Raw genomic sequence first — 20,937 nt, 5'->3', positions numbered from 1 at the left:
GCAGGAATATTGGTTTAAAGCAATCTCCGTGAAGAGTCGCCAGGCATCTCCCGCTCCCGGTCTTGCTGGGGCTGAGTGACACCATTCAATCTACGGTTCGTCACCGGTGAAATGCAAATTTCTCAGGGATACACACCCGATATCTGCTCTATCCAAAGGAAAAGATAACACGCTCGTCATCTGCCGTACGCCTCAGGCGCTGACTGCCGAAGAGAAACGGTCAGTTCAGCATTCCGGCTCGACGTCGACGTCGGTCAACACGGGGGTCGAAACGACATCCAACTGGTCCCCGGTATTCGTCTGCGCCTGCACGTCGAGCGTGGCAGACTCCCCCGGCGCGAGGTCGGTGGTCCACTCGTAGACGTTGCGGCCGTCGTGCTGACCCGCGAGCTGCGCCTCACCGGCATCGCCGGTCAGTTCGGCCCCCTCGGGCAGGTAGACGTAGGCAAGCGTGCGATTGATGCCGCGTGGGACGCCGCTCTGGGTCTCCTCGCCTGACGTGCCGAGCAGGTAGTCGGGGTAGTCGCTGATGTCTTCTGGGGCGTCGTTGCGCAGGGTCACGCGCAGGGATGCCGTGGCGTCGCTGCACCAGGCGACGCTCGAGCCGGCTGCCATGTAGTAGTCGAGCTTCGCCCCGACGCCGTCGTTGAGATACACGCCGAACGCGGTGTTGTCGTCGTCGCTGACCGGCATTGCGCCTGACACGGAGGTGTCTTCGAGCAGGGCACGTTCTTCTTCGTCGGCGCTCCACACCAGCAGGCGGCGCTCGTCGACGGCCCGGGTGATGGCCTGCACCGCGGTGACCGGGTCCACGTCGTCGCTGAGCAGGGCTTCGAACACGGCATCGGCGGCGACACCGAAGAATACGTCCTGCTCGGCGGGGTCCTCGTATCGCAGGTAGGCCTCGTTGAGCAGCAGCTGCACCGCGTTCTCGCTGGAGATCACGTCACCGGTGGGCAGTTCCAACGGGCCCGTGGCCTCCAACAGGTAGGAGAGCGTGACCGGGTCGATCGCGATCACTCCCGTCGTGTCGCCCCCTTGATCGGCCTTCCAGAATTCGCGGGCCACGTGCGCGGCCTCGGCGAAGTCGGGAATCATGGTGGGATTCTGCATATAGCGGGCGGGCCGGTCGCCGAAGATCAGCTCGGTGTCGAACTCGAGCGGCGTGACAGCCTCCTCGCTGCTGAAACTGCGTCCGGGCAGCTGATCGCTGAACTCGATCTCCCCATCGGTCGCGGTGAGCTTGATGACCGATCCGATGATGCCGCCCTGGGATCGCCATTCGGCGCTGTTCTGCAGCAGCAGCAGGTGCTCGCGCTGTCCCTCGGCGCCGAGGAACCCGGGCAGCAGCGAGGTCGCACGGGAGGTGCCTTCGAGCGTCGGCTCGATCTCAGCGAGCAGCTCATCGATCTGCGCAGTGCCGTCCCGCAGCGGACCGACGACGCCGGCTGGTTCGATCGTCGCGAGGCGGGCGCGAGCGTCGGTCACGGAGACCAGCGCCGACTCGACCTGCGCGTTGAGCGCGCTCAGTCCGGCGACATCAACCTGGCCCTCGCGCGGCAGCAGCGCGTCCACCCCGTCACCGGCCTCGGCCGCGGTGGCAAGCCCGTCGCTGGCGAGATCGTCGAGCGTCTCGGTGAGCGTGCGTGTGGCGGTGAACTGCGGGCCCACCCACGGCACGCCCTCGGCGAGCCTCCACGCAGGCCCGGACGTGTTGCTGCGTGCGGCGGCCAGCTCGTTCTGCAGCTCGTCGACCTGCGACGTGTCGCCGGCGAGCACGGACTGCATGTCAAGTCCTGCAGCCACCTGCTGGGCGCGCTCGATGTGCGGCAGCGCACGGACGGCACCGACTCCGGCCCAGGCGAGCACGACCACGAACCCGAGCGCGAGCGTGGTGACCAGCGCGAGCACGATCCGTCCGGCGGAGACCCGTCTTGTTGCGCCTCTGCGCCGATGCTGTCGCTTCCTGACCATGGGGGCCATCCTATGGCAATCCACAGGCTCGCCCTGTCGGCCGAATGATCAGTCGTGGCACGCGGGCGGACCCACGGCCACGCCCGCGTCTCTCAGGTAGGTTTAGCCGGGTGAAGTCCCCAAACAGCGCCGTCGAGACGGATCGCACCACCAGCCGCATCGAACCGCCCACCCCAGAGCACGTCACGCCCGTCGCGGTGAAGCACGCTTCCTCCGCTGAGCGGCGGGCCCGCGGAACACGGACCTGGCTCGAGGGCAGCCGGACGGCACGCGCCTGGAACGGCACGGTTCTCGCCTACACCGCGGTCGCCGTCGGCGCGGCCCTGGTGCTCTCGGTGGCTGCCCGGACCCAGCTGGAAGCTCCGCTCGGGCCGGTGCTGTCGTCCCTGTTGCTGTGGATCGGCATGGCCGTGCCCGTGGTCATCGCCATTGCCCGCTCCCGTCCCCGCGGCCTCTTTCGCTTCCGGTGGACCGACATCCTGTGGGGTCTCGGCCTCGGCGTCCTGCTGCGCATCGTGCAGGGGTGGCTCGAGGTGGCCGCCGGCAGTCCTGGCGGGCTGCCGTCCTACCCGACCCTCAACGGCGACCTCAGCATCAACGCGACGTGGCTGCTCCTCGGCCTGTTCGCCCCCGTGCTGATCTTGCCGCTGGTGGAGGAGTTCCTCTTCCGCGGCGTGGTGCTGGTGTCCGTGTACCGCATGGCCCGACGCGGCGTGGAGGCCGGCCTGCTCGCCATCCTCGCCTCCACCGCTGCCTTCGTGGCGCTTCATGCCGTCAACGGGATGAACCGCTGGGACGAACCGGTCTACCTCGCGCTCGTCGGTCTGACCTGCGGCATGCTCGTGCTCTTCACCGGTCGGATCTGGGGCGCCGTGCTGGTTCACATGGTGTTCAACGGCATGTGGGTCGCGCTCGCCCTGACCGGGACCGCACTGGCGTAGCCGCCGGCGGCCGAGACCTGCGGAGGAGACCTGCGGAGGAGACCCGCAGGGAATTCGGCTACCATCAGCTCGCCGGACAACAACCGGAGAGACGGATAATGCCCGCCCCCTCAAGGGACGGGCATTGCGATGAGAAATTCCTCAGCCCCCGCTGCTCAGACACGGGGTCTGCGCTGCGGAGCCGTGGTGACCCCAGCGGGATTCGAACCCGCGTTACCGCCGTGAGAGGGCAGCGTACTAGGCCGCTATACGATGGGGCCTTATCAATTTGTGCCTCCCGCGCGGCGGGAGGGTCCTGCATTGTGGAATGTAGGTCCCCCGCGCTCCGAGGAGCGTGGGGGACATACGGCCGTGACCCCAGCGGGATTCGAACCCGCGTTACCGCCGTGAGAGGGCAGCGTACTAGGCCGCTATACGATGGGGCCGTATTCCATAGCTGTGGCCCCCGTCGCCGAGGGCCGATCCTGCTGTGATAGAGACCATATAAGCGTCTCCGCTGGGCTACTAGGACTCGAACCTAGAACGACGGTACCAGAAACCGCTGTGTTGCCAATTACACCATAGCCCAATATTCGCTTGTCAACGCCGTCGCAGCGGCCATATTTCCGCGCCGAGCAACGGGAATCAACTATACACACTGGTGGCGCCCAAGCACAAAATGAGCCCGGCGCCACCGGTGAGTGGAACAGATCAGCCGCGTGCGGCGACGAGCTCCCGGAACCGGCGCAGCCGGCTCAGCGAGGACTCGCGTCCCAGCAGCTCCATGGATTCGAACAATGGCGGGGAGACCCGACGTCCGGAGATCGCCGAGCGCACCGAGCCGAAGGCCTTGCGCGGTTTGAGCTCGAGCCCCTCCAGCAGCGCCTCGCGCAGCGCAGCCTCGATCACCTCGGTGCTCCACCGGGCGTCCTCGATGTCGCTGAGCGCCGAGATGGAGGCGTCCAGGGTCTCGAAGACCTGATCTCCGAGCCCGCTGAAGGCCTTGTCCTCGATGGCGAGGTCGGCGTCGTCGGTGAAGAGGAACGCCATCATGTCCGCACCCTCGTCCAGCAGCGCGATGCGCTCCTGCACCAGGGGCGCCGCGCCGTCCAGCAGGGCGGCCTGTCCCGGCGCCAGCTGCTCCCCCAGCAGGCCCCTGGCCTGCAGGTAGGGCACCAGGCGGTCGCGGAAGTCTGCGGCCTGGAGGCGACGGATGTGGGTGCCGTTGATGGCCTCGGCCTTCTTCACGTCGAAGCGTGCGGGGTTGGCCAGCACGTCGGTGATGTCGAAGTGCTCGATGAGCTGCTCCACGGTGAAGATGTCCTCATCGGCCGAGAGCGACCAGCCCAGCAGCGCCAGGTAGTTCAGCAGACCCTCAGGGATGAAGCCGCGGTCGCGGTGGTGGAAGAGGTTCGACTCCGGGTCCCGCTTGGAGAGCTTCTTGCTGCCCTCCCCCATCACGTAGGGCAGGTGACCGAAGACCGGCATGTGCTTGGCCACGCCGATCGCGTGCAGCGCCCGGTAGAGCGCCACCTGGCGCGGGGTGGAGGAGAGCAGGTCTTCGCCGCGCAGCACGTGGGTGATCTCCATGGCGGCGTCGTCTACCGGGTTGACCAGGGTGTAGAGCGGCTGGCCGTTGGCGCGGGCCACCACGAAGTCAGGCGTGGACCCGGCGCCGAAGGTGATCTCGCCGCGCACGACGTCGGTGAAGGTGATGTCCTCCTCGGGCATCCGGAAGCGCAGCACCGGTTCGCGGCCCTCGGCACGGAAGGCGTCGATCTGCTCCTGGCTCAGCGTCCGGTCGAAGCCGTCGTAGCCCAGCTTCGGGTCCCGCCCGGCGGCCTGGTGGCGTGCCTCGACCTCCTCCGGGGTGGAGAAGGCCTCGTAGATGAATCCCGCCTGCAGCAGCTGGCTGAGCACCTCGGCGTAGAAGTCACCGCGCTGGGACTGCCGGTAGGGGGCGTGCGGGCCGCCGGTCTCGGCGCCCTCGTCCCAGTCGATGCCGAGCCAGCGCAGCGCCTCGAGCAGCTGCTGGTAGGACTCCTCGGAGTCCCGGGCGGTATCGGTGTCCTCGATCCGGAAGATCATCTTGCCGCCGGTGTGCCGGGCGTAGGCCCAGTTGAACAGGGCGGTGCGGATCAGCCCGACGTGCGGGGTGCCGGTGGGCGAGGGGCAGAACCGGACCCGGACCTGCGTGCTCGGGTCGACGGCGGGGATCTCGGTGGACGGTGCAGCAGAAGTGACAGTCATGTGTGGAATCAGTTCCTGAAGTGGTTGACGAGGGTGCCGATGCCTTCGATGTCCGCCTCGAAGCGGTCTCCGGCGCCGAGCAGCCCGACGCCGGCCGGGGTGCCGGTGAGGATGACGTCGCCGGGGAGCAGGGTGAAGGCCTGGGAGATGTAGGCGATGAGCTCGGCCACGCCGAAGATCATCTCGGAGGTGGAGCCGTCCTGGACGGTCTCGCCGTTGAGCCGTCCGGAGATCCGCAGGCCCTCGGGCTCGAGGTCGGTCTCGATCCACGGACCCAGCGGGGTGGAGCCGTCGAAGCCCTTGGCGCGGGCCCACTGGCCGTCGGTGCGCTGTGCGTCGCGGGCGGTGAGATCGTTGGCGACCGTGTATCCGAAGATGACTTCCTGGACCCGATCCACCGGCACGTCCTTGCAGATGCGCCCGATGACGACGGCAAGCTCGGTCTCGTAGCTGATCTCCTCAGAGAAGGAGGGCAGCGTGACAGGCTCGTTGGGGCCCACCACGGCGGTGTTGGGGATCAGGAACAGCAGCGGCGAGACCGGGATCTCTCCGCCCATCTCCTTGACGTGGTCGGCGTAGTTGCGACCCACTCCGATCACCTTCGAGCGCGGGATGATCGGGGCGACCAGCCGCACGTCTTCGAGGCGGTGGGTGGTCTCGGTCTGCTGGATCCCTTGATAGAACGGGTCTCCGTTGAGCCCGATGATGGTTTCTTCGCCCTCTTCCCCGGTGACAAGACCGTAGGAGGGTTCGGCGTCCGTGACAAAACGAGCAATGCGCATGGGCCAACTCTATCGCCCACGCGCATTGCACGTTCCGCAGTGGTCCGTTCTCCAGCGGCTCAGGCGAGGCGGTGCATCCAGTCGTGGCGATCCTGGACCGTGCCGGTCTGGATGCCCAGCAGCTCCTCGCGGATCGAGAGGGTGACCGCTCCGGTGCCGGCGGAGGCGATGCTGCGCTCCCCGTCCAGCAGCTCCCCGATGGGGGTGATGACCGCGGCGGTGCCGCAGGCGAAGGCTTCGGTGATGCTGCCGTCGGTGATGCCGGCGTCCCACTCCTCCAGGGTGACCTGCCGCTCCTGGACCTCCATGCCGCGGTCCTTGGCCAGCTGGATCACCGAGGCGCGGGTGATGCCCTCCAGGATCGTGCCGGTCAGCGCGGGGGTGATGAGCTTGTTGTCGGCGGTCACCAGGAAGACGTTCATGCCGCCGAGCTCCTCGATGGCGTTCTCGCGCAGCGGGTCCAGGAAGAGCACCTGATCGCAGCCCTTGGCGGTGGCCTGCTGCTGGGCGGCCAGAGAGCCGGCGTAGTTGCCGCCGGTCTTGGCCGCGCCGGTTCCGCCGGGGGCGGCGCGGATGTAGTCGCGGGAGACCCAGATGCGCACCGGCTTGAGCTCGCCGCCGAAGTAGTTTCCGGCCGGAGACGCGATGACCCGGTAGGAGACCGCGTTGGCAGGTCGGACGCCGAGGAACGCCTCGGAGGCGAACATGAAGGGCCGCAGGTAGAGCGCCTCGCCGTCGCCGTCGGGGACCCAGTCCTTGTCGGTCTGGACCAGCTCCTCCAGAGATTCGATGAAGAGCTCCTCGGGGAGCTCGGGCAGCGCCATCCGCACGGCCGAGCGGTTGAGCCGTCGGGCGTTCTCCCACGGGCGGAAGGTGTAGATCCCCCCGTCGGCGTGCCGGTAGGCCTTCATCCCTTCGAAGACCTCCTGGGCGTAGTGCAGCACCGCCGCCGCCGGGTCCAGCGAGATGGGGCCATAGGGCTCCACCCGGGCGTTGCCCCAGCCACCCTCCGACGTCCAGTCGATCACCGAGGTGTGGTCGGTGAAGTTCGTCCCGAAGCCCGGGTTCGCCAGGATCTGCTGCAGCCGCTCGGGCGAGGTGGGCGTCGGGTGGGGGGTGTGATGGAACGTCATGGTGACCTTTCAGATGTGCACGAGCGGGTGCGCGCTGCGAGTGAGTCTCGTGCCCTACTCTACGAGACTCGCTCCCCCGGCCGCCCAGCACGGTTCGACTGGACAGCCGGGCTCAGCGGGTCGGGCCCGGTTCAGCTGACGGGCGCGGTGCGGCCGGACAGGCGCGCCACGAAGGCGTCGCCGCGCTGGCTGGTGTTCAGCCCGGAGATCCCGTCCTGCGCCCACTGGCTCAGCTGCGCGTGGACCGCGGTCTCCACCCGGGCCGCGGCTTCGCTCAGACCCAGGTGATCGAGCATCAGCGCCGCGGAGAGCACCGCCGCGGTGGGGTCGGCGATCGCCTTGCCGGCGATGTCCGGGGCGGAGCCGTGCACCGGTTCGAACATCGACGGCGCGGTGCCGGCGGTGTTGATCGAGGCCGAGGCGGCCAGGCCGATGCCGCCGGTGACGGCCGGGGCCAGGTCGGTGAGGATGTCGCCGAAGAGGTTGTCGGTGACGATCACGTCGAAGCGCTGCGGGTTGTTGACCATGTGGATGGTGGCGGCGTCGACGTGCATGTAGTCCCAGCGCACGTCCGGGAAGGACTCGGCGACGGCCGCCGTCGTCCGGGTCCAGAGGTCGCCGGAGTAGGTCAGCACGTTGTTCTTGTGCACCAGGGTCAGGTGCTTGTCCCGGGCCTGGGCGCGGACGAAGGCGTCCTGGACCACGCGGCGCACGCCGTAGGCGGTGTTGACCGAGACCTCGGTGGCGATCTCCGCGTCGGTGCCGCGGCGCAGCAGCCCGCCGTTGCCGGCGTAGGGACCCTCGGTGCCCTCGCGGACGACGACGAAGTCGATCGGGTTCTCCTCGTCCACGCCGCGCAGCGGGGACACGACCCCGGGGTAGGAGCGGGTGGGGCGCAGGTTCACGCAGTGGTCGAGGTTGAAGCGCAGTCCCAGCAGCAGCTCACGCTCGATGATCCCGGAGGGCACCCGGGTGTCCAGCGGGTCGGCGCCCACCGCACCGAAGAGGATCGCGTCGTGCCCGCGCAGGGCCTGCAGCGTCTCTTGGGTGAGGGTCTCTCCGGTGGTGAGCCAGTGCTCGGCGCCCAGGGAGTACTCGGTGTAGGTGAACTCGGCGCCCTCCGGGGCCAGCGCGGCGTCGAGCACCTTCCGGGCCTCCGCGACCACCTCGGGTCCGATGCCGTCGCCGCCGATTACTGCGATGTCAAATGTGTTCTGAGCCATAGCGTCACTCTATGTGCTGGGTCCCGGCAGGACGACAGGGTCGGCGCAGCCTCTCAGCATCTGAGATCAGGCCCGCACCGTGGAGCTGCTGCCCGCAGGGCGGTGATCTCCCCTGCTCAGTCGGTCTTCTCCTCGTGGCGAGGGAAGATCGGCGTGGGCTTGGCCAGCACGGTGCCGGGGAGAAGCTCGGTGTGGAAGGCTTCGAAGCTGCGCGGGCCCGCACCGGAGGCGTTGGTCCGTCCGGCGTCGCCGGCGGCCTCGACGTTCAGCGCGTCCAGGAGCCTGCTGGCGGACTCCGGCATGACCGGCTGCGCGAGCAGCGCGACCTTGCGCACCACCTCGGCGGTCACGAAGAGCACCGTGTTCATCCGGGAGAGGTCGGTCTTCTTGAGCTTCCAGGGCTCCTGCTCGGCGAAGTAGGCGTTGGCCTCCCCGAGGACGAACCAGGTCCGCTCCAGGGCGCGGTGGAAGTCCTGCATGTCATAGGCCTCGCGGCTGATCTCCAGCAGCTCATCGGCCTGGGCCAGGATCCGGCGGTCAGCGGCGGTGCGCTCACCCGGCTGAGGGATCATCTCGTCACAGTTCTTGGCGATCATCGACAGCGAGCGCTGGGCGAGGTTGCCCAGATTGTTCGCCAGATCGGAGTGCTTCCGGCCCAGCACGGCCTCATGGGTGTACGAGCCGTCCTGGCCGAAGGGGAACTCGCGCAGCAGGAAGAACCGCACGGCGTCGAGCCCGTATTCGGCGACCCAGTCGGCGGGGGCCACCACATTGCCCACGGACTTGGACATCTTCTCCCCGGCGTTGTGCAGGAAGCCGTGGATCATCACCCGCTTCGGCAGCTCGAGCTGCGCGCTCATCAGGAACGCCGGCCAGAAGATGCAGTGGAAGCGGGAGATGTCCTTGCCGATGACGTGGACGTCGGCGGGCCAGAACTTGGCGAAGCTCTCGGACTCGGTGTCGGGGAAGCCGACGCCGGTGAGGTAGTTGGTCAGCGCGTCCACCCAGACATACATCACGTGGTCCAGGCCGGTCTCGGGCGCGGTGAGGTCCTTCGGCACCGGGACGCCCCAGTCGAAGGTGGTCCGGGAGATCGAGAGGTCGTCCAGACCCGATTCCACGAACCGGATGACCTCGTTGAAGCGGGTGCGCGGTCCGCCGAAGTCGGGGTTGTCCCGGTAGAAGTCGAGCAGCGGCTGCTGGTACTTCGAGAGCCTGAAGAAGTACGACTCCTCCTCGGTCCAGGTCACCGGGGTGCCGGTCTCGGTGGCGTAGCGCTCGCCGTCGGCGCGGAGCTCGGTCTCGTCGGCGGTGAAGAACCGCTCGTCGCGCACCGAGTACCAGCCGGCGTACTTGTCCAGGTAGATGTCCCCGGCCTCGACCATGCGTCGCCAGATGGCGGTCGACGCGGCGTAGTGATCCTCGTCAGTGGTGCGGATGAAGCGGTCGTAGGAGACGCCCAGGACGTCGTCGTCGACGCGCTTGAACTCCGCCGAGTTCCTGGTGGCCAGCTCGCGCGGAGAGATGCCCTCCTTCTCCGCGGACTGCTGCATCTTCTGCCCGTGCTCATCGGTGCCGGTGAGGAAGTAGGTCTCGTGTCCGTCGAGGCGCTTGAAGCGCGCCATCGCGTCGGAGGCGATGTACTCATAGGCGTGGCCGATATGCGGCGTCCCATTGGGATAGGAGATCGCAGTGGTGATGTAGAACGGGGGCTTGGAAGAAGTCACCCTAGGAATTTACCCCACGCGGTTGCCCGGTGAAGATCCCGGTGCAGGACTCGGTCCTCGAGACCTGCACCGAGACCTGCACCGGATCAGCGCTGGGCTCAGTCCTCGAGGTCGACCTCGGCGGCCAGATTGGCCTGGACCTCGGCGTTGATCGCGTCCAGCACCCCGGCGGGCAGCGCGGCGTCGATGGCCAGCACTGCCAGCGCGCGGCCCTCCTTGGTGTTCTGCGAGACCTGCATCCCGGCGATGTTGACCTGGTGCTCCCCCAGGATCCGGCCCAGGGCGCCGACGACGCCGGGGCGGTCGGCGTATTCGAGCACCACCAGGTGCTCGGTGAGCGCGATCTCCAGGTCGTAGCCGTTGATCCCGACGATCTTCTGGATCTGCTTGGGTCCGGTGAGGGTGCCGCGGACCTCCAGGTTGGTCCCGGAGCTGGTGGCGCCGCGCACGGTGAGCGCGTTGCGGTAGTCCTCGACCTCGGTGGTGGTGGTCAGCCGGGTGGAGATCCCGCGCTGCTCGGCGAGCACCGGGGCGTTGACGTAGGAGACCTGCTCCGAGACGACGTCGGTGAACAGGCCCTTCAGGGCGGCGAGCTGCAGCGCCGAGACGTTGAGCTCGGCGATCTCGCCGGCGGCCTCGGTCTCGATATCGGTGAAGGCCTCGGTGGCCAGGGCGTTGAGGATCCGGCCGAGCTTCTCGATCAGCGGGATCCCGGGACGGACCAGCTCGTCGATGGCGCCGCCGGCGACGTTGACCGCGTCGGGGACCAGCTCGCCGGCCAGGGCCAGGCGCACGGACTTCGCCACGGAGACGCCGGCCTTCTCCTGGGCCTCGGCGGTGGAGGCGCCCAGGTGTGGGGTGACCACCACGTTGTCGCGGGTGAAGAAGGGCAGGTCGGTGGAGGGCTCGGTGGCGAAAACGTCGACGGCGGCGCCGCCGATGGCACCCTCGGCCAGGGCCTGCTCCAGGTCGGCCTCGTCGATCAGACCGCCGCGGGCGACGTTGACCACGAACGCGGTGTCCTTCATCTTCGCGAAGGCCTCGGTGTTGAGCATGTTCAGGGTCTCGGGGGTCTTCGGCATGTGGATGGTGATCACGTCGGACTTCGCGTAGAGCTCATCCAGGGTGACCAGCTGGGCGCCGAGCTGGTGGGCCCGGGCGGAGGTCACGTAGGGGTCGTAGGCGATGACCTCCATGTCGAAGGCCTTCATCCGCTCGGCCACGAGTCCGCCGATGCGGCCCAGGCCGATCACGCCGAGGGTCTTCTCCGCGAGCTCCATGCCGGAGTACTTCGAGCGCTTCCACCCGCCGTCGCGCAGCGACTGGTGCGCCGGGGAGATGTGTCGGGCCAGGCCCAGGATGTGGGCGCAGGTGAGCTCCGCGGCGGAGGTGATGTTCGAGGTCGGGGCGTTCACGACCATCACACCGGCCGCGGTGGCGGCCTTGATGTCGACATTGTCCAGACCCACGCCTGCCCGGGCGACGACCTTCAGCTGCTTGGCGTGGGAGAGCACCTCGGCGTCGACCTGGGTGGCCGAGCGCACCATGATGGCGTCGGCGTCCGCGAGATCGGCGAAGAGCCGCTCCCGGTCGGTGCCGTCAGACTGGCGGATCTCAAAGTCCGGTCCCAGCGCATCGACGGTGGCGGGTGAGAGTTCTTCGGCAAGTACGACGACGGGGCGGTGAGTGCTCACAATGTCCTTCTTCTGCTCGGGGCGCTTCTAGGGATGGCTTCGTGATGGGTGGTGCACGCGAAGACGGTGAGCGGGGCGGGCCGCCATGACCCGCCCCGCTCACCGTGTCAGCTCATCGAGCGGTCGTGCCCTCGGTGTAGTCATCATCCTGCGGGATCCAGGAGAAGAGCTTGCGCAGCTCGCGTCCGGTGGACTCGATCGGGTGCGACTCGTTCTTCTTGCGGAGCTCGTTGAACTCCTTGCCGCCGTCGCGCTGGTCATCCATGAAGCGCTTCGCGAAGGCTCCGGACTGGATGTCGGCGAGGACTGCCTTCATGTTCTCCTTGACCTCCGGGGAGATCACGCGGGGGCCGGAGACGTAGTCGCCGAACTCTGCGGTGTCGGAGATGGACCAGCGCTGCTTGGTCAGCCCGCCCTCGACCATCAGGTCCACGATCAGCTTGAGCTCGTGGAGCACCTCGAAGTAGGCGATCTCGGGCTTGTAGCCGGCCTCGGTGAGGGTCTCGAAGCCGTACTGCACCAGCTGGGAGGCGCCGCCGCAGAGGACTGCCTGCTCGCCGAAGAGGTCGGTCTCGGTCTCTTCGGTGAAGGTGGTCTCGATGACGCCGGCGCGGGTGCCGCCGATGCCCTTGGCGTAGGCCAGCGCGATCGACTTGGCCTGGCCGGAGGGGTCCTGCTCCACGGCGATCAGGGCGGGCACGCCGCGGCCGGCCTCGTACTCGCGGCGGACCACGTGGCCCGGTCCCTTCGGAGCGACCATCGCGACGCCGACCTCGGTGGGCGCCTCGATGTAGCCGAAGCGGATGTTGAAGCCGTGGGAGAACAGCAGCACGTTGCCGGGCACCAGGTGCGGGGCGATCTCGGCGGAGTAGACCGCGGCCTGGTGCTGGTCCGGGACCAGGATCATGATGACGTCGGCCTCGGCGGATGCCTCGGCCACGGTCTTCACGGTCAGGCCCTGCTCCTCGGCCTTGGCCTTGGAGCTGGAGTCGGCCTTCAGACCGACGACGACGTCGACGCCTGAGTCGCGCAGGGACAGCGCGTGGGCATGGCCCTGCGATCCGTAGCCGATGACAGCGACCTTCTTGCCGCTGAGCACGGACAGGTCGGCGTCGTCGTCGTAATAGAGATCAGTCACAGTGAGGGCTCCTCATGGTGGGGGTGGGGTTACAGGTCAGTGGTTCTGAGGTGGTGTTCAGCGCAGCGCTCTGTCGGTCATGGACTTCGCGCCGCGGGAGATCGCGAGCCCGCCGGACCGCACGATCTCGCGGACTCCGAAGGGTTCCAGGACCTCCAGCAGAGCATTGAGCTTGTCAGGCGCGCCGGTGGCCTCGACGGTCAGTGAGTCCACGGAGACGTCCACGATCTTGGCGCGGAAGAGCTCGACGGCCTGGGTGACCTGCAGACGGGTGGGCGAGTCGGCCTTCACCTTGATCAGCAGGTGTTCGCGCTGGACCGAGTTCTCCGGTGCCAGCTCGATGATCTTGATGACGTTGATCAGCTTGTTCAGCTGTTTGGTGATCTGCTCGAGCAGCTTGGAGTCGGCGTCGACCACCACGGTGATCCGGCTCAGCCCCGGCAGCTCGGAGGGACCCACCGCCAGCGAGTGGATGTTGAACGCGCGGCGGGCGAAGAGTCCGGAGACCTTGGTCAGCACGCCGGGGACGTCCTCGACCAGGACCGAGAGGGTGCGTCGCTGCTCCGGCGAGACGATGTCATGTGTGCCCATGCTTTAGTCCTCCTCGTCCCACTGCGGGGTCAGGTTGTGCGCGAACTGGATGTCGCTGTTGGAGACCCCTGCAGGGACCATCGGCCAGACCATCGAGTCCCGCGAGACCACGAAGTCCACGACCACCGGGCGGTCGTTGATCGCCATGGCCTCGGCGATCACGGCGTCGATGTCCTCGGGACGCTCACAGCGCAGCCCCACGCAGCCGTAGGCCTCGGCGAGCTTGAGGAAGTCGGGGATCCGAACGATCTCCCCGCCGGAGTCGGACACCGAGGTGTTGAGGTGGGTGTTGGAGTAGCGGGACTCGTAGAAGAGGGTCTGCCACTGCCGCACCATGCCCAGCGAGGAGTTGTTGATCACCGCGACCTTGATCGGGATCTTGTTGATCGCGCAGGTGGCGAGCTCCTGGTTGGTCATCTGGAAGCAGCCGTCGCCGTCGATGGCCCAGACCACCCGGTCCGGGTTGCCCACCTGGGCGCCCATGGCGGCAGGCACCGCGTAGCCCATGGTGCCGAGCCCGCCGGAGTTCAGCCACTGCCGCGGCCGCTCGTACTTGACGAACTGCGAGGACCACATCTGGTGCTGCCCGACGCCGGCCACGTAGACGGCCTCGGGACCGGCGGCCTGGTTGATCTTCTCGATGACCTGCTGCGGGGCGATCTTCCCGTCCTCCGGGGTGGTGTAGCCCAGCGGGTAGGTCTCGCGGAAGCGGTTGAGCTGCTTCCACCAGCCGCTGATGTCGGTGCGTCCGTGCTTGGTCACCAGCGCGTCGAAGGCGAAGGTCAGCTCGGGCACGATCTCCTTGAGCGAGCCGACGATCGGCACGTCGGCCGCGCGGTTCTTCGAGATCTCGGCGGGGTCGATGTCGGCGTGGATGACCTTCGCGTCCGGGGCGAAGCTCTCCAGCTGCCCGGTGACCCGGTCATCGAAGCGCGCGCCGAGGGTGATCAGCAGGTCCGAGCGCTGCAGCGCGGCGACGGCGGAGACCGTGCCGTGCATCCCGGGCATTCCCAGGTTCTGCTGGTGCGAATCCGGGAAGGCGCCGCGGGCCATGAGCGTGTTGACCACCGGTGCGCCGACGGTCTCGGCCAGCGCGTAGAACTCCTCGGAGGCCTCAGCCTTGATCATGCCGCCGCCGATGTAGAACACCGGGCGGGAGGCGGCCTGGATCAGCTTCGCGGCCTCGCGGATCTGCTTGGAATGCCCGCGGGTGACCGGACGGTAGCCGTTGAGCTCGATCTTCGGCGGCCAGGCGAAGGTGGTCTGCGCGACCTGGGCGGACTTGGTGATGTCCACCAGCACCGGGCCGGGCCGACCGGTGGAGGCCAGGTGGAAGGCCTCTGCCATGACCTTCGGGATCTGGTCGGCGTCGGTGACCAGGAAGGAGTGCTTGGTGATCGGGGTGGCGATGCCGACGATGTCGGCCTCCTGGAACGCATCGGTGCCGATGACCGCGGCGTTGACCTGGCCGGTGATCGCGACCATCGGCACGGAGTCCATGTGGGCGTCGGCCATCGGGGTGACCAGGTTCGTCGCGCCGGGGCCGGAGGTGGCGAAGCAGACGCCCACCTGACCGGTGACCATCGCGTAGCCCTGGGCGGCGTGGCCGCCGCCCTGCTCGTGGCGCACCAGGATGTGGTTGATCTGCTCGGAGTCCATCAGCGGGTCATAGGTGGGCAGGATGGTGCCGCCGGGGATGCCGAAGACGTCTGTCACGCCGAGTGACTCGAGGCTGCGAATGATCGATTCGGCGCCGGTGGCCGCTACCGGCTCCACCGTGCGGCCGGGACCGTAGATGCGCGGGTCCGGGGAAGTCCCAGCGGCGCTGCTGGATGCTTTGGAGGCCAGCATGGCTGGGCTCGTGGCTGTCAGATTGCTCATCTTTTCCTCAGTCTCTGGTTCCCGAATTGCTGATCCAAGAAATCTCTGATCCGTGGCGGATCCGCTCCGGTCAAGAGAAAACCCCGGCTGAGAAGCCTATGGGGCCTTCTGCCGGGGTGAGCGGATGCGTCAGCTCCAGTTCAACCGTTCGGCTGCCTCGGTGAGGCAGACGAGCGGCCGACCTGAGGCGTGTGAATCACTTCACATGTCCCCCGGCGGCGGGTACGGGTACTACCGCTAGTAGTTGACGCATGGCGTCCATGCTTCCCTGGCCCGTGATCAGTGTCAACATCCCGGATGCCCGTCTCACATCGTGGGAATCCGGGTTGCTGACACTGCGCGCGCGGCCTCAGCCGCAGTAGGCGCCCTCGGCGGCGGAGCGGACCAGCTTGGCGTATTTGCCGAGCACACCGGTGGTGATGAACGGCGGCAGCGGGGTCCAGTCCTGCTGCCGGGTGGCGAGCTCGGTCGCGTCCACGACGAGCTCGATGCTGCGCCCAGCGATGTCGATCCGGATGAGGTCACCGTCGGCGACGAAGGCGATGGGGCCGCCGTCGACCGCTTCGGGAGCGATGTGCCCGATGCACAGACCGGTGGTGCCCCCGGAGAAGCGCCCGTCGGTGATCAGCAGAACGTCCTTGCCCAGCCCGGCGCCCTTGATGGCTCCGGTGATGGCCAGCATCTCGCGCATGCCCGGACCGCCCTTGGGGCCCTCATAGCGGATGACGACGACGTCGCCCGCCTGGATCCGGCCCTCCTCGAGCGCCTTGAGCGCCTGCTGCTCGCGTTCGAAGACTCGGGCGGTGCCTTCGAAGACCTCGGCGTCGAAGCCGGCGGACTTCACCACCGCGCCCTCGGGAGCCAGTGACCCGTGCAGCACGGCGATGCCCCCGTTGGGGTGCATCGGGTTGTTCAGCGCGCGGATGATCTTGCCGTCGATGTCCGGCGGGTTGATCGATTCGAGGTTCTCTGCCACGGTCTTGCCGGTCACGGTGAGCGCGTCGCCGTGGATCAGGCCGGCGTCGAGCAGCGCGCGCATGACCACCGGCACTCCCCCGACCCGGTCGACGTCGGCCATCACGTACTGGCCGAAGGGCTTGAGGTCACCGAGGTGAGGGACCTTGTCGCCGATGCGGTTGAAGTCTTCGAGCTCGAGCTCCACCCCGGCCTCGCGGGCGATGGCCAGCAGGTGCAGCACCGCGTTGGTGGAGCCGCCGAAGGCCATGGTCACCGCGATGGCGTTCTCGAAGGCCTTCTTGGTGAGGATGTCTGAAGTGGTGATGCCCTGGCGGAGCAGCTCCACCACGGCCTCGCCGGACTTGTGCGCGTAGTGGTCGCGGCGGCGGTCGGCCGAGGGCGGGGCGGCGGAGCCGGGAAGCGACATGCCCAGGGCCTCGCCGATGCAGGCCATGGTGTTGGCGGTGTACATGCCTCCGCAGGCGCCTTCGCCGGGGCAGATGGCGCGTTCGATGACGTCGAGGTCGGCCTCGCTGATGGTGCCGCGGGCGCAGGCGCCCACACCTTCGAAGGCGTCGATGAGGGTGACCTGCTTCTCGGTGCCGTCGGCGAAGCGGGCCACGCCGGGCATGATCGAGCCGGCGTAGAGGAACACGCTGGAGAGGTTGAGCCGAGCCGCGGCCATGAGCATGCCGGGCAGGGACTTGTCGCAGCCGGCGAGCAGCACCGAGCCGTCGAGCCGCTCGGCCTGGATGACGGTCTCCACGGAGTCGGCGATGACCTCGCGGGAGACCAGCGAGTAGTGCATGCCCTCGTGGCCCATGGAGATGCCGTCGGAGACCGAGATGGTGCCGAATTCCATCGGGTAGCCGCCGCCGGCGTGCACACCTTCTTTGGAGGCCTTGGCCAGGCGGTCCAGGGACAGGTTGCAGGGGGTGATCTCGTTCCAGGAGCTGGCGATGCCGATCTGCGCCTTGGAGAAGTCGTCGTCGCCCATGCCTACCGCACGCAGCATCCCGCGCGCCGGGGCGCGGGTGTAGCCGTCGGTGACCTCCCAGCTGCGCGGCTTCTCCGGACTCGATGGTCCGGTGACCGCGGTGGGCGGGGTGAAGGGTGCCTTGCCCGCGACGATGTCAGGGGTGTTCTCTGGGGTCTCTGCGGTGCGCTCAGCCATGCTCTGGATTCTATGCCTGCGAACGTGTCCCGGCACACTCGCACCGCCGCCCGTCTCACGATGCAGAATTCCGCTGGGGTGGAGGGATGCTGCGCTGCCTGCGCATTGAGGGGCGCACCACCTGTTCGTTGAGGGGCGGATTCTCCGAGCATTTCAGGCCGAGAACCGCGTCAGATACTCGGAGGATCCGCCCCTCAACGTTCGGATGGCGCAGATTCCGATAGCCTCGGGCGCATGGATGAGCCTGTGATCCGCGGCGCCGCGGTGGATGAGCAGACCCGCTGCCGGCACTACGCGGGGCCGCTGGACGTCGTCGCGCTCCGGTTCTTCTGCTGCGACCGCTGGTATCCCTGCCTGAAGTGTCACCAGGAGGCCGAGGCGCACCCGATCAGCCGCTGGCCGCTGGGGCGCCGGGCCGAGCGCGCCCTGCTCTGCGGGGTCTGCCGCCACCGATTCAGCATCGCGGAGTACCTGGTCGCGGAGGCCTGCGCGGACTGTGGAGCAGGGTTCAACCCCGGGTGCGCGACGCATCACGAGTTCTACTTCGAGCTCTGACCCCGTCTAGCGCGGGGCCGTCACATCGAGACGATGAGCAGGGTTGCGCCGAAGACGATGCCGGAGGCGATGAGCACGATCGTGGTGTAGCTGAGGATGTCGCGCATCTTCAGCCCCGCGATCGCCAGCAGCGGCAGCGCCCAGAACGGCTGAATCATGTTCGTCCACTGGTCTCCATAGGCCACAGCCATGATGGCGATAGCGGGATCCACGCTGAGCGCCTCTGCGGCCTCGAGCAGGATCGGGGCCTGCACAGCGATCTGTCCGCCCCCGGAGGGCACGAAGAAGTTCACCAGACCGGCGGAGAGGAACGCGAAGAGCGCGAACGTCTGCGCAGTGGAGATCGCCACGAAGGCCTCTGAGATGACGGTCATCAGCCCGGTGCCGGCCATGATGCCCAGGATGCCCGCGTACAGCGGGAACTGCAGCAGGATCTCGCCCACATTCGAGGCGGCCTGCTTGGTCAGGGCGATCAGTTCGAAGGGATTGCGGACCAGCAGCATGATCAGCCCCAGGAAGCTCCAGTTGACTACATCCAGCGTCAGGGTGCCGCCGCCGCTGAAGTGGATGATCAGATAGGCCACCAACATCAGGCCGATCAGCAGCGTGGGAATGCGAGAGGCGTCCACGCGGTCAGCGGGGGTTTCGACGGCGTCGTCGATCTCGACATCGGCCTCGCGTGCGTCCACCGCCAGCGGGACCACCGACTTGCTGTCCCGGGGCGCCACCAGATACAGGGCCAGGGCGACCACTGCGATGGTGACGATGCAGGCGATGATGTTCCAGGTGGAGAAGATCGTCTCCCCCACGGGCAGCGGAGCGCCCAGCTGGTCTGCCACGAAGGAATCTGGGGTGGCTGCGGTCAGCGGCCCGGAGGCGGAGTAGCCCATATGCCAGACCACGAATCCGGAGAACCCCGAGGCCACCAGCATGGGAAAGTGCACGGGAATCTGGCGTTCCCGGAAGACGTGGGCAACTTCGCGTGCCAGCAGACCGCCGACCACCAGTCCCAGTCCCCAGGTGATGAGGCTTGCCAGGGCGGCGATGAAGAACACGAACAGGTAGGCCTGGATTGCTGTTCTGGGGACTGTGGCCAGGCGGCGGAGCAGCTTTCGGGCGGGTCGCGTGTTGGCCAGGATATAGCCGAGGAACAGGATGAGGGCCATCTGGGTGATGAACTCCAGCAGCCCAGCCAGGCCGATGCCCCATTCTTCGACGACCTGCACAGGGCCGGCGTCGGTGAAGACCAGCGCCAGGATGCCCACGATGAAGGTCAGGACGATGGCAAAGACCAGGGCCGAGGGGATCAGCTTCTCCACCAGGGAGTTCAGCGGTCGCATCACCCTGCCGAGTACGGCGCTGTTGCCTGCGGCAGACTGCCGCGAAGTGGTCATACGGCACGCTCAGCGGGGATGCCGCTGAGACCGAACCCTCCGACGAGGAGGGTCATGCCGTCGAAGAACAGACGATCCAGCGCCTCAGGGGCAGAGGGATATCGGGCAACCATCAGGGTGAGCTCCTTGAGTTCAGATGCGCAGAAGGTGGGGCGATCCGGCCCCGTCACACCCAATGTGACTCAGATCACGACGCTAAGCAAATCGTCTGCAGAAGACCTGCTCCGGAACGCCGGGAGGCTCCAGCGCGGGAACCGCGCCATGCTCCTGCTCGGCGCAGGGCGGCGGTATCGTGAGCCCCATGACAGCGGATGAGGGTCGCGCCGAGGCCGCCTGGGACCAGCTGCTGGCCGCTCTCGAGGCGGACGGCAGCATCCTCGAGGAGACCATCGGCAACATTCGCGCCACGGTGCCCGGCTACCACGACGTCCCCACCTCCGCCCTGCAGGCATCGGTGCGGCGCAACATCGCGCTGAGCATCCGCACGGTCCGCGCCGGCTTCGAACCCTCCTCCGACGACGTCGCCGAAGCTGACGCCCTGGCCTCGGAACGACACGCCCAGGGAGTGCCCGTGGAGAGCGTGCTCGCCGGCTTCCGGACCTGCATGTCGGTGATCCTGCACCGGCTGCTGGACCACGCCCCGGACCACGGCATCCCCGCAGATCAGGTCCTGGCCTCCTCCACCCTGCTGTGGGAGCTGGGAGACGCGTTCTCCACCCGCGCGGTGCTCGTCTACCGGGACAAGGACGTCTCGCGAGCCCTGGCTGACTCCACCCGGCGCGCGGCCTGGATCGGTGACGCCGTCGCCACCTGGATGGAGCCGACCGAGCTGGCCCGCGGCGCCGCCCTCTACGACATCCCCACCGCCGCACCGCTGCGCGCGCTGGCCGCGCACTCACAGCCGGAAGAGGACCTCGAACACCAGCGGCGGCTCCAGGACTGGGCCGACCGGGCGGGAATCCGCGTGCTCACGGCCGTGCGCGCCAGCACGCTGGTGGGCATCCTCATCGGCGAGCCGCCGCTGAGCGCGGAGCCGGACCGGCTGACCCTCGGGCTCGGCCCGGCGGTGACCCTGGAGGGGCTGCCTCGATCCTTCGAGTCCGCCTCCACGGCGCTGCGAGCGGCCGCGGCCGTGGGGCAGACCGGAGTGGTGGACCTGGAACGCCTCTCCTGGCGAGCCGGGGTCCACGCCAGCCCGGAGGTCACCGCCCTGCTGCAGGAGCGCCACCTGCAGCCCCTGGCCGAGGCCGGCGCATTCGGCGAGCATGTGCTCGAGGCCGTGGACGCCTACCTGCGCCACCGGCTGAGCATTCCACTGGCCGCCCGCAGCATCCCGGTGCACGCCAACACGCTGCGCTACCGGCTGCAGAGGTTCCAGGAGATGGTCGGGGCTGATCTGGGAGACCTCGACACGCTCGTCGAGCTCTCCTGGGTGCTCGCAGCACATCGGGGCACACTCCCCCACGGGACGCATTCGTAGCCAGCTACGAAACGGGCGCTCCACTGTTGAACGGATGGATGTAGCCCACGTCACATTCCGGCGT

At 67.9% G+C, this 20,937-nt stretch carries 16 protein-coding genes and 3 tRNA genes; 3 read left to right on the top strand and 16 right to left on the bottom strand.

Going from position 1 to position 20,937, the window contains the following annotated elements:
- Nucleotides 1–225 precede the first annotated feature (225 nt).
- Nucleotides 226–1,974, bottom strand: a complete 1,749-nt coding sequence (locus tag LSI54_RS03630) for a DUF4012 domain-containing protein (RefSeq protein WP_241477768.1) — start codon at nucleotides 1,972–1,974, stop codon at nucleotides 226–228.
- 110 nt (nucleotides 1,975–2,084) lie between these two features.
- Here LSI54_RS03630 and LSI54_RS13140 point away from each other — a divergent pair, with 110 nt between their 5' ends.
- Nucleotides 2,085–2,915, top strand: a complete 831-nt coding sequence (locus LSI54_RS13140; RefSeq protein ID WP_241464383.1) for a CPBP family intramembrane glutamic endopeptidase — start codon at nucleotides 2,085–2,087, stop codon at nucleotides 2,913–2,915.
- Nucleotides 2,916–3,099: 184 nt separating this feature from the next.
- On the opposite strand, the gene LSI54_RS03620 is transcribed toward LSI54_RS13140, so the two are convergent.
- The 13 genes from LSI54_RS03620 to ilvD all read right to left on the bottom strand — a co-directional run bounded on the left by LSI54_RS03620 (nucleotide 3,100) and on the right by ilvD (nucleotide 17,444).
- Nucleotides 3,100–3,175: transfer RNA gene (locus LSI54_RS03620), tRNA-Glu, on the bottom strand.
- Nucleotides 3,176–3,267: 92 nt separating this feature from the next.
- Nucleotides 3,268–3,340, bottom strand: a tRNA-Glu gene (locus tag LSI54_RS03615).
- Nucleotides 3,341–3,411: 71 nt separating this feature from the next.
- Nucleotides 3,412–3,483 (bottom strand) — tRNA-Gln (locus tag LSI54_RS03610).
- 122 nt (nucleotides 3,484–3,605) lie between these two features.
- A complete protein-coding gene (gltX, locus tag LSI54_RS03605) occupies nucleotides 3,606–5,144 on the bottom strand; it encodes a glutamate--tRNA ligase (protein WP_241477767.1) in 1,539 nt (512 codons plus the stop codon).
- A gap of 8 nt (nucleotides 5,145–5,152) precedes the next feature.
- Entirely contained in the window at nucleotides 5,153–5,926 is a 774-nt protein-coding gene (locus tag LSI54_RS03600; protein ID WP_241464381.1) for a fumarylacetoacetate hydrolase family protein, read from the bottom strand.
- A 59-nt stretch (nucleotides 5,927–5,985) separates the two neighbouring features.
- Nucleotides 5,986–7,059 (bottom strand): branched-chain amino acid aminotransferase, encoded by a 1,074-nt coding sequence (locus LSI54_RS03595; protein ID WP_241464380.1) that lies wholly within the window; start codon nucleotides 7,057–7,059, stop codon nucleotides 5,986–5,988.
- A 131-nt stretch (nucleotides 7,060–7,190) separates the two neighbouring features.
- Nucleotides 7,191–8,282: a 3-isopropylmalate dehydrogenase gene (locus LSI54_RS03590; RefSeq protein ID WP_241475160.1), complete on the bottom strand. Its 1,092-nt coding sequence runs from the start codon at nucleotides 8,280–8,282 to the stop codon at nucleotides 7,191–7,193.
- Nucleotides 8,283–8,398: 116 nt separating this feature from the next.
- The gene (gene metG / locus LSI54_RS03585; protein ID WP_241477766.1) at nucleotides 8,399–10,009 is read right to left on the bottom strand and encodes a methionine--tRNA ligase; all 1,611 of its coding nucleotides are present in this window, start codon (nucleotides 10,007–10,009) and stop codon (nucleotides 8,399–8,401) included.
- 98 nt (nucleotides 10,010–10,107) lie between these two features.
- Nucleotides 10,108–11,703 (bottom strand): phosphoglycerate dehydrogenase, encoded by a 1,596-nt coding sequence (serA, locus tag LSI54_RS03580; RefSeq protein WP_241469937.1) that lies wholly within the window; start codon nucleotides 11,701–11,703, stop codon nucleotides 10,108–10,110.
- Between the two features lie 112 nt (nucleotides 11,704–11,815).
- Nucleotides 11,816–12,841 (bottom strand): ketol-acid reductoisomerase, encoded by a 1,026-nt coding sequence (gene ilvC, locus LSI54_RS03575; RefSeq protein WP_241464376.1) that lies wholly within the window; start codon nucleotides 12,839–12,841, stop codon nucleotides 11,816–11,818.
- A 57-nt stretch (nucleotides 12,842–12,898) separates the two neighbouring features.
- Nucleotides 12,899–13,432 (bottom strand): acetolactate synthase small subunit, encoded by a 534-nt coding sequence (gene ilvN, locus LSI54_RS03570; RefSeq protein ID WP_241464375.1) that lies wholly within the window; start codon nucleotides 13,430–13,432, stop codon nucleotides 12,899–12,901.
- Between the two features lie 3 nt (nucleotides 13,433–13,435).
- Nucleotides 13,436–15,313: an acetolactate synthase large subunit gene (locus LSI54_RS03565; RefSeq protein ID WP_241464374.1), complete on the bottom strand. Its 1,878-nt coding sequence runs from the start codon at nucleotides 15,311–15,313 to the stop codon at nucleotides 13,436–13,438.
- A 349-nt stretch (nucleotides 15,314–15,662) separates the two neighbouring features.
- Nucleotides 15,663–17,444 (bottom strand): dihydroxy-acid dehydratase, encoded by a 1,782-nt coding sequence (gene ilvD, locus LSI54_RS03560; RefSeq protein WP_241477765.1) that lies wholly within the window; start codon nucleotides 17,442–17,444, stop codon nucleotides 15,663–15,665.
- A gap of 234 nt (nucleotides 17,445–17,678) precedes the next feature.
- Between ilvD and LSI54_RS03555 the strand changes: the two genes are divergently transcribed.
- Nucleotides 17,679–17,999 carry a CHY zinc finger protein gene (locus tag LSI54_RS03555; protein WP_241469938.1) on the top strand — a complete coding sequence of 107 codons (321 nt, stop codon included), beginning with the start codon at nucleotides 17,679–17,681 and terminating at the stop codon, nucleotides 17,997–17,999.
- A gap of 20 nt (nucleotides 18,000–18,019) precedes the next feature.
- Here the strand turns inward: LSI54_RS03555 and LSI54_RS03550 are convergent, their stop codons facing one another.
- Together LSI54_RS03550 and LSI54_RS13135 are read right to left on the bottom strand one after the other, a co-directional pair.
- Nucleotides 18,020–19,393: a short-chain fatty acid transporter gene (locus LSI54_RS03550; protein ID WP_241464371.1), complete on the bottom strand. Its 1,374-nt coding sequence runs from the start codon at nucleotides 19,391–19,393 to the stop codon at nucleotides 18,020–18,022.
- The gene (locus tag LSI54_RS13135; RefSeq protein WP_342357702.1) at nucleotides 19,390–19,506 is read right to left on the bottom strand and encodes a CoA-transferase; all 117 of its coding nucleotides are present in this window, start codon (nucleotides 19,504–19,506) and stop codon (nucleotides 19,390–19,392) included. Before LSI54_RS13135 ends, LSI54_RS03550 begins: the two co-directional genes overlap by 4 nt.
- A gap of 188 nt (nucleotides 19,507–19,694) precedes the next feature.
- Here LSI54_RS13135 and LSI54_RS03545 point away from each other — a divergent pair, with 188 nt between their 5' ends.
- Entirely contained in the window at nucleotides 19,695–20,873 is a 1,179-nt protein-coding gene (locus tag LSI54_RS03545; RefSeq protein ID WP_241477764.1) for a PucR family transcriptional regulator, read from the top strand.
- Nucleotides 20,874–20,937: the final 64 nt, after the last annotated feature.

It is taken from the genome of Nesterenkonia sp. AY15 (assembly GCF_022565855.1).
GTDB lineage: Bacteria > Actinomycetota > Actinomycetes > Actinomycetales > Micrococcaceae > Nesterenkonia.
The sequence above is the reverse complement of the archived record's forward strand: the minus strand, read 5'-3'. Positions and strand labels throughout refer to the sequence as shown.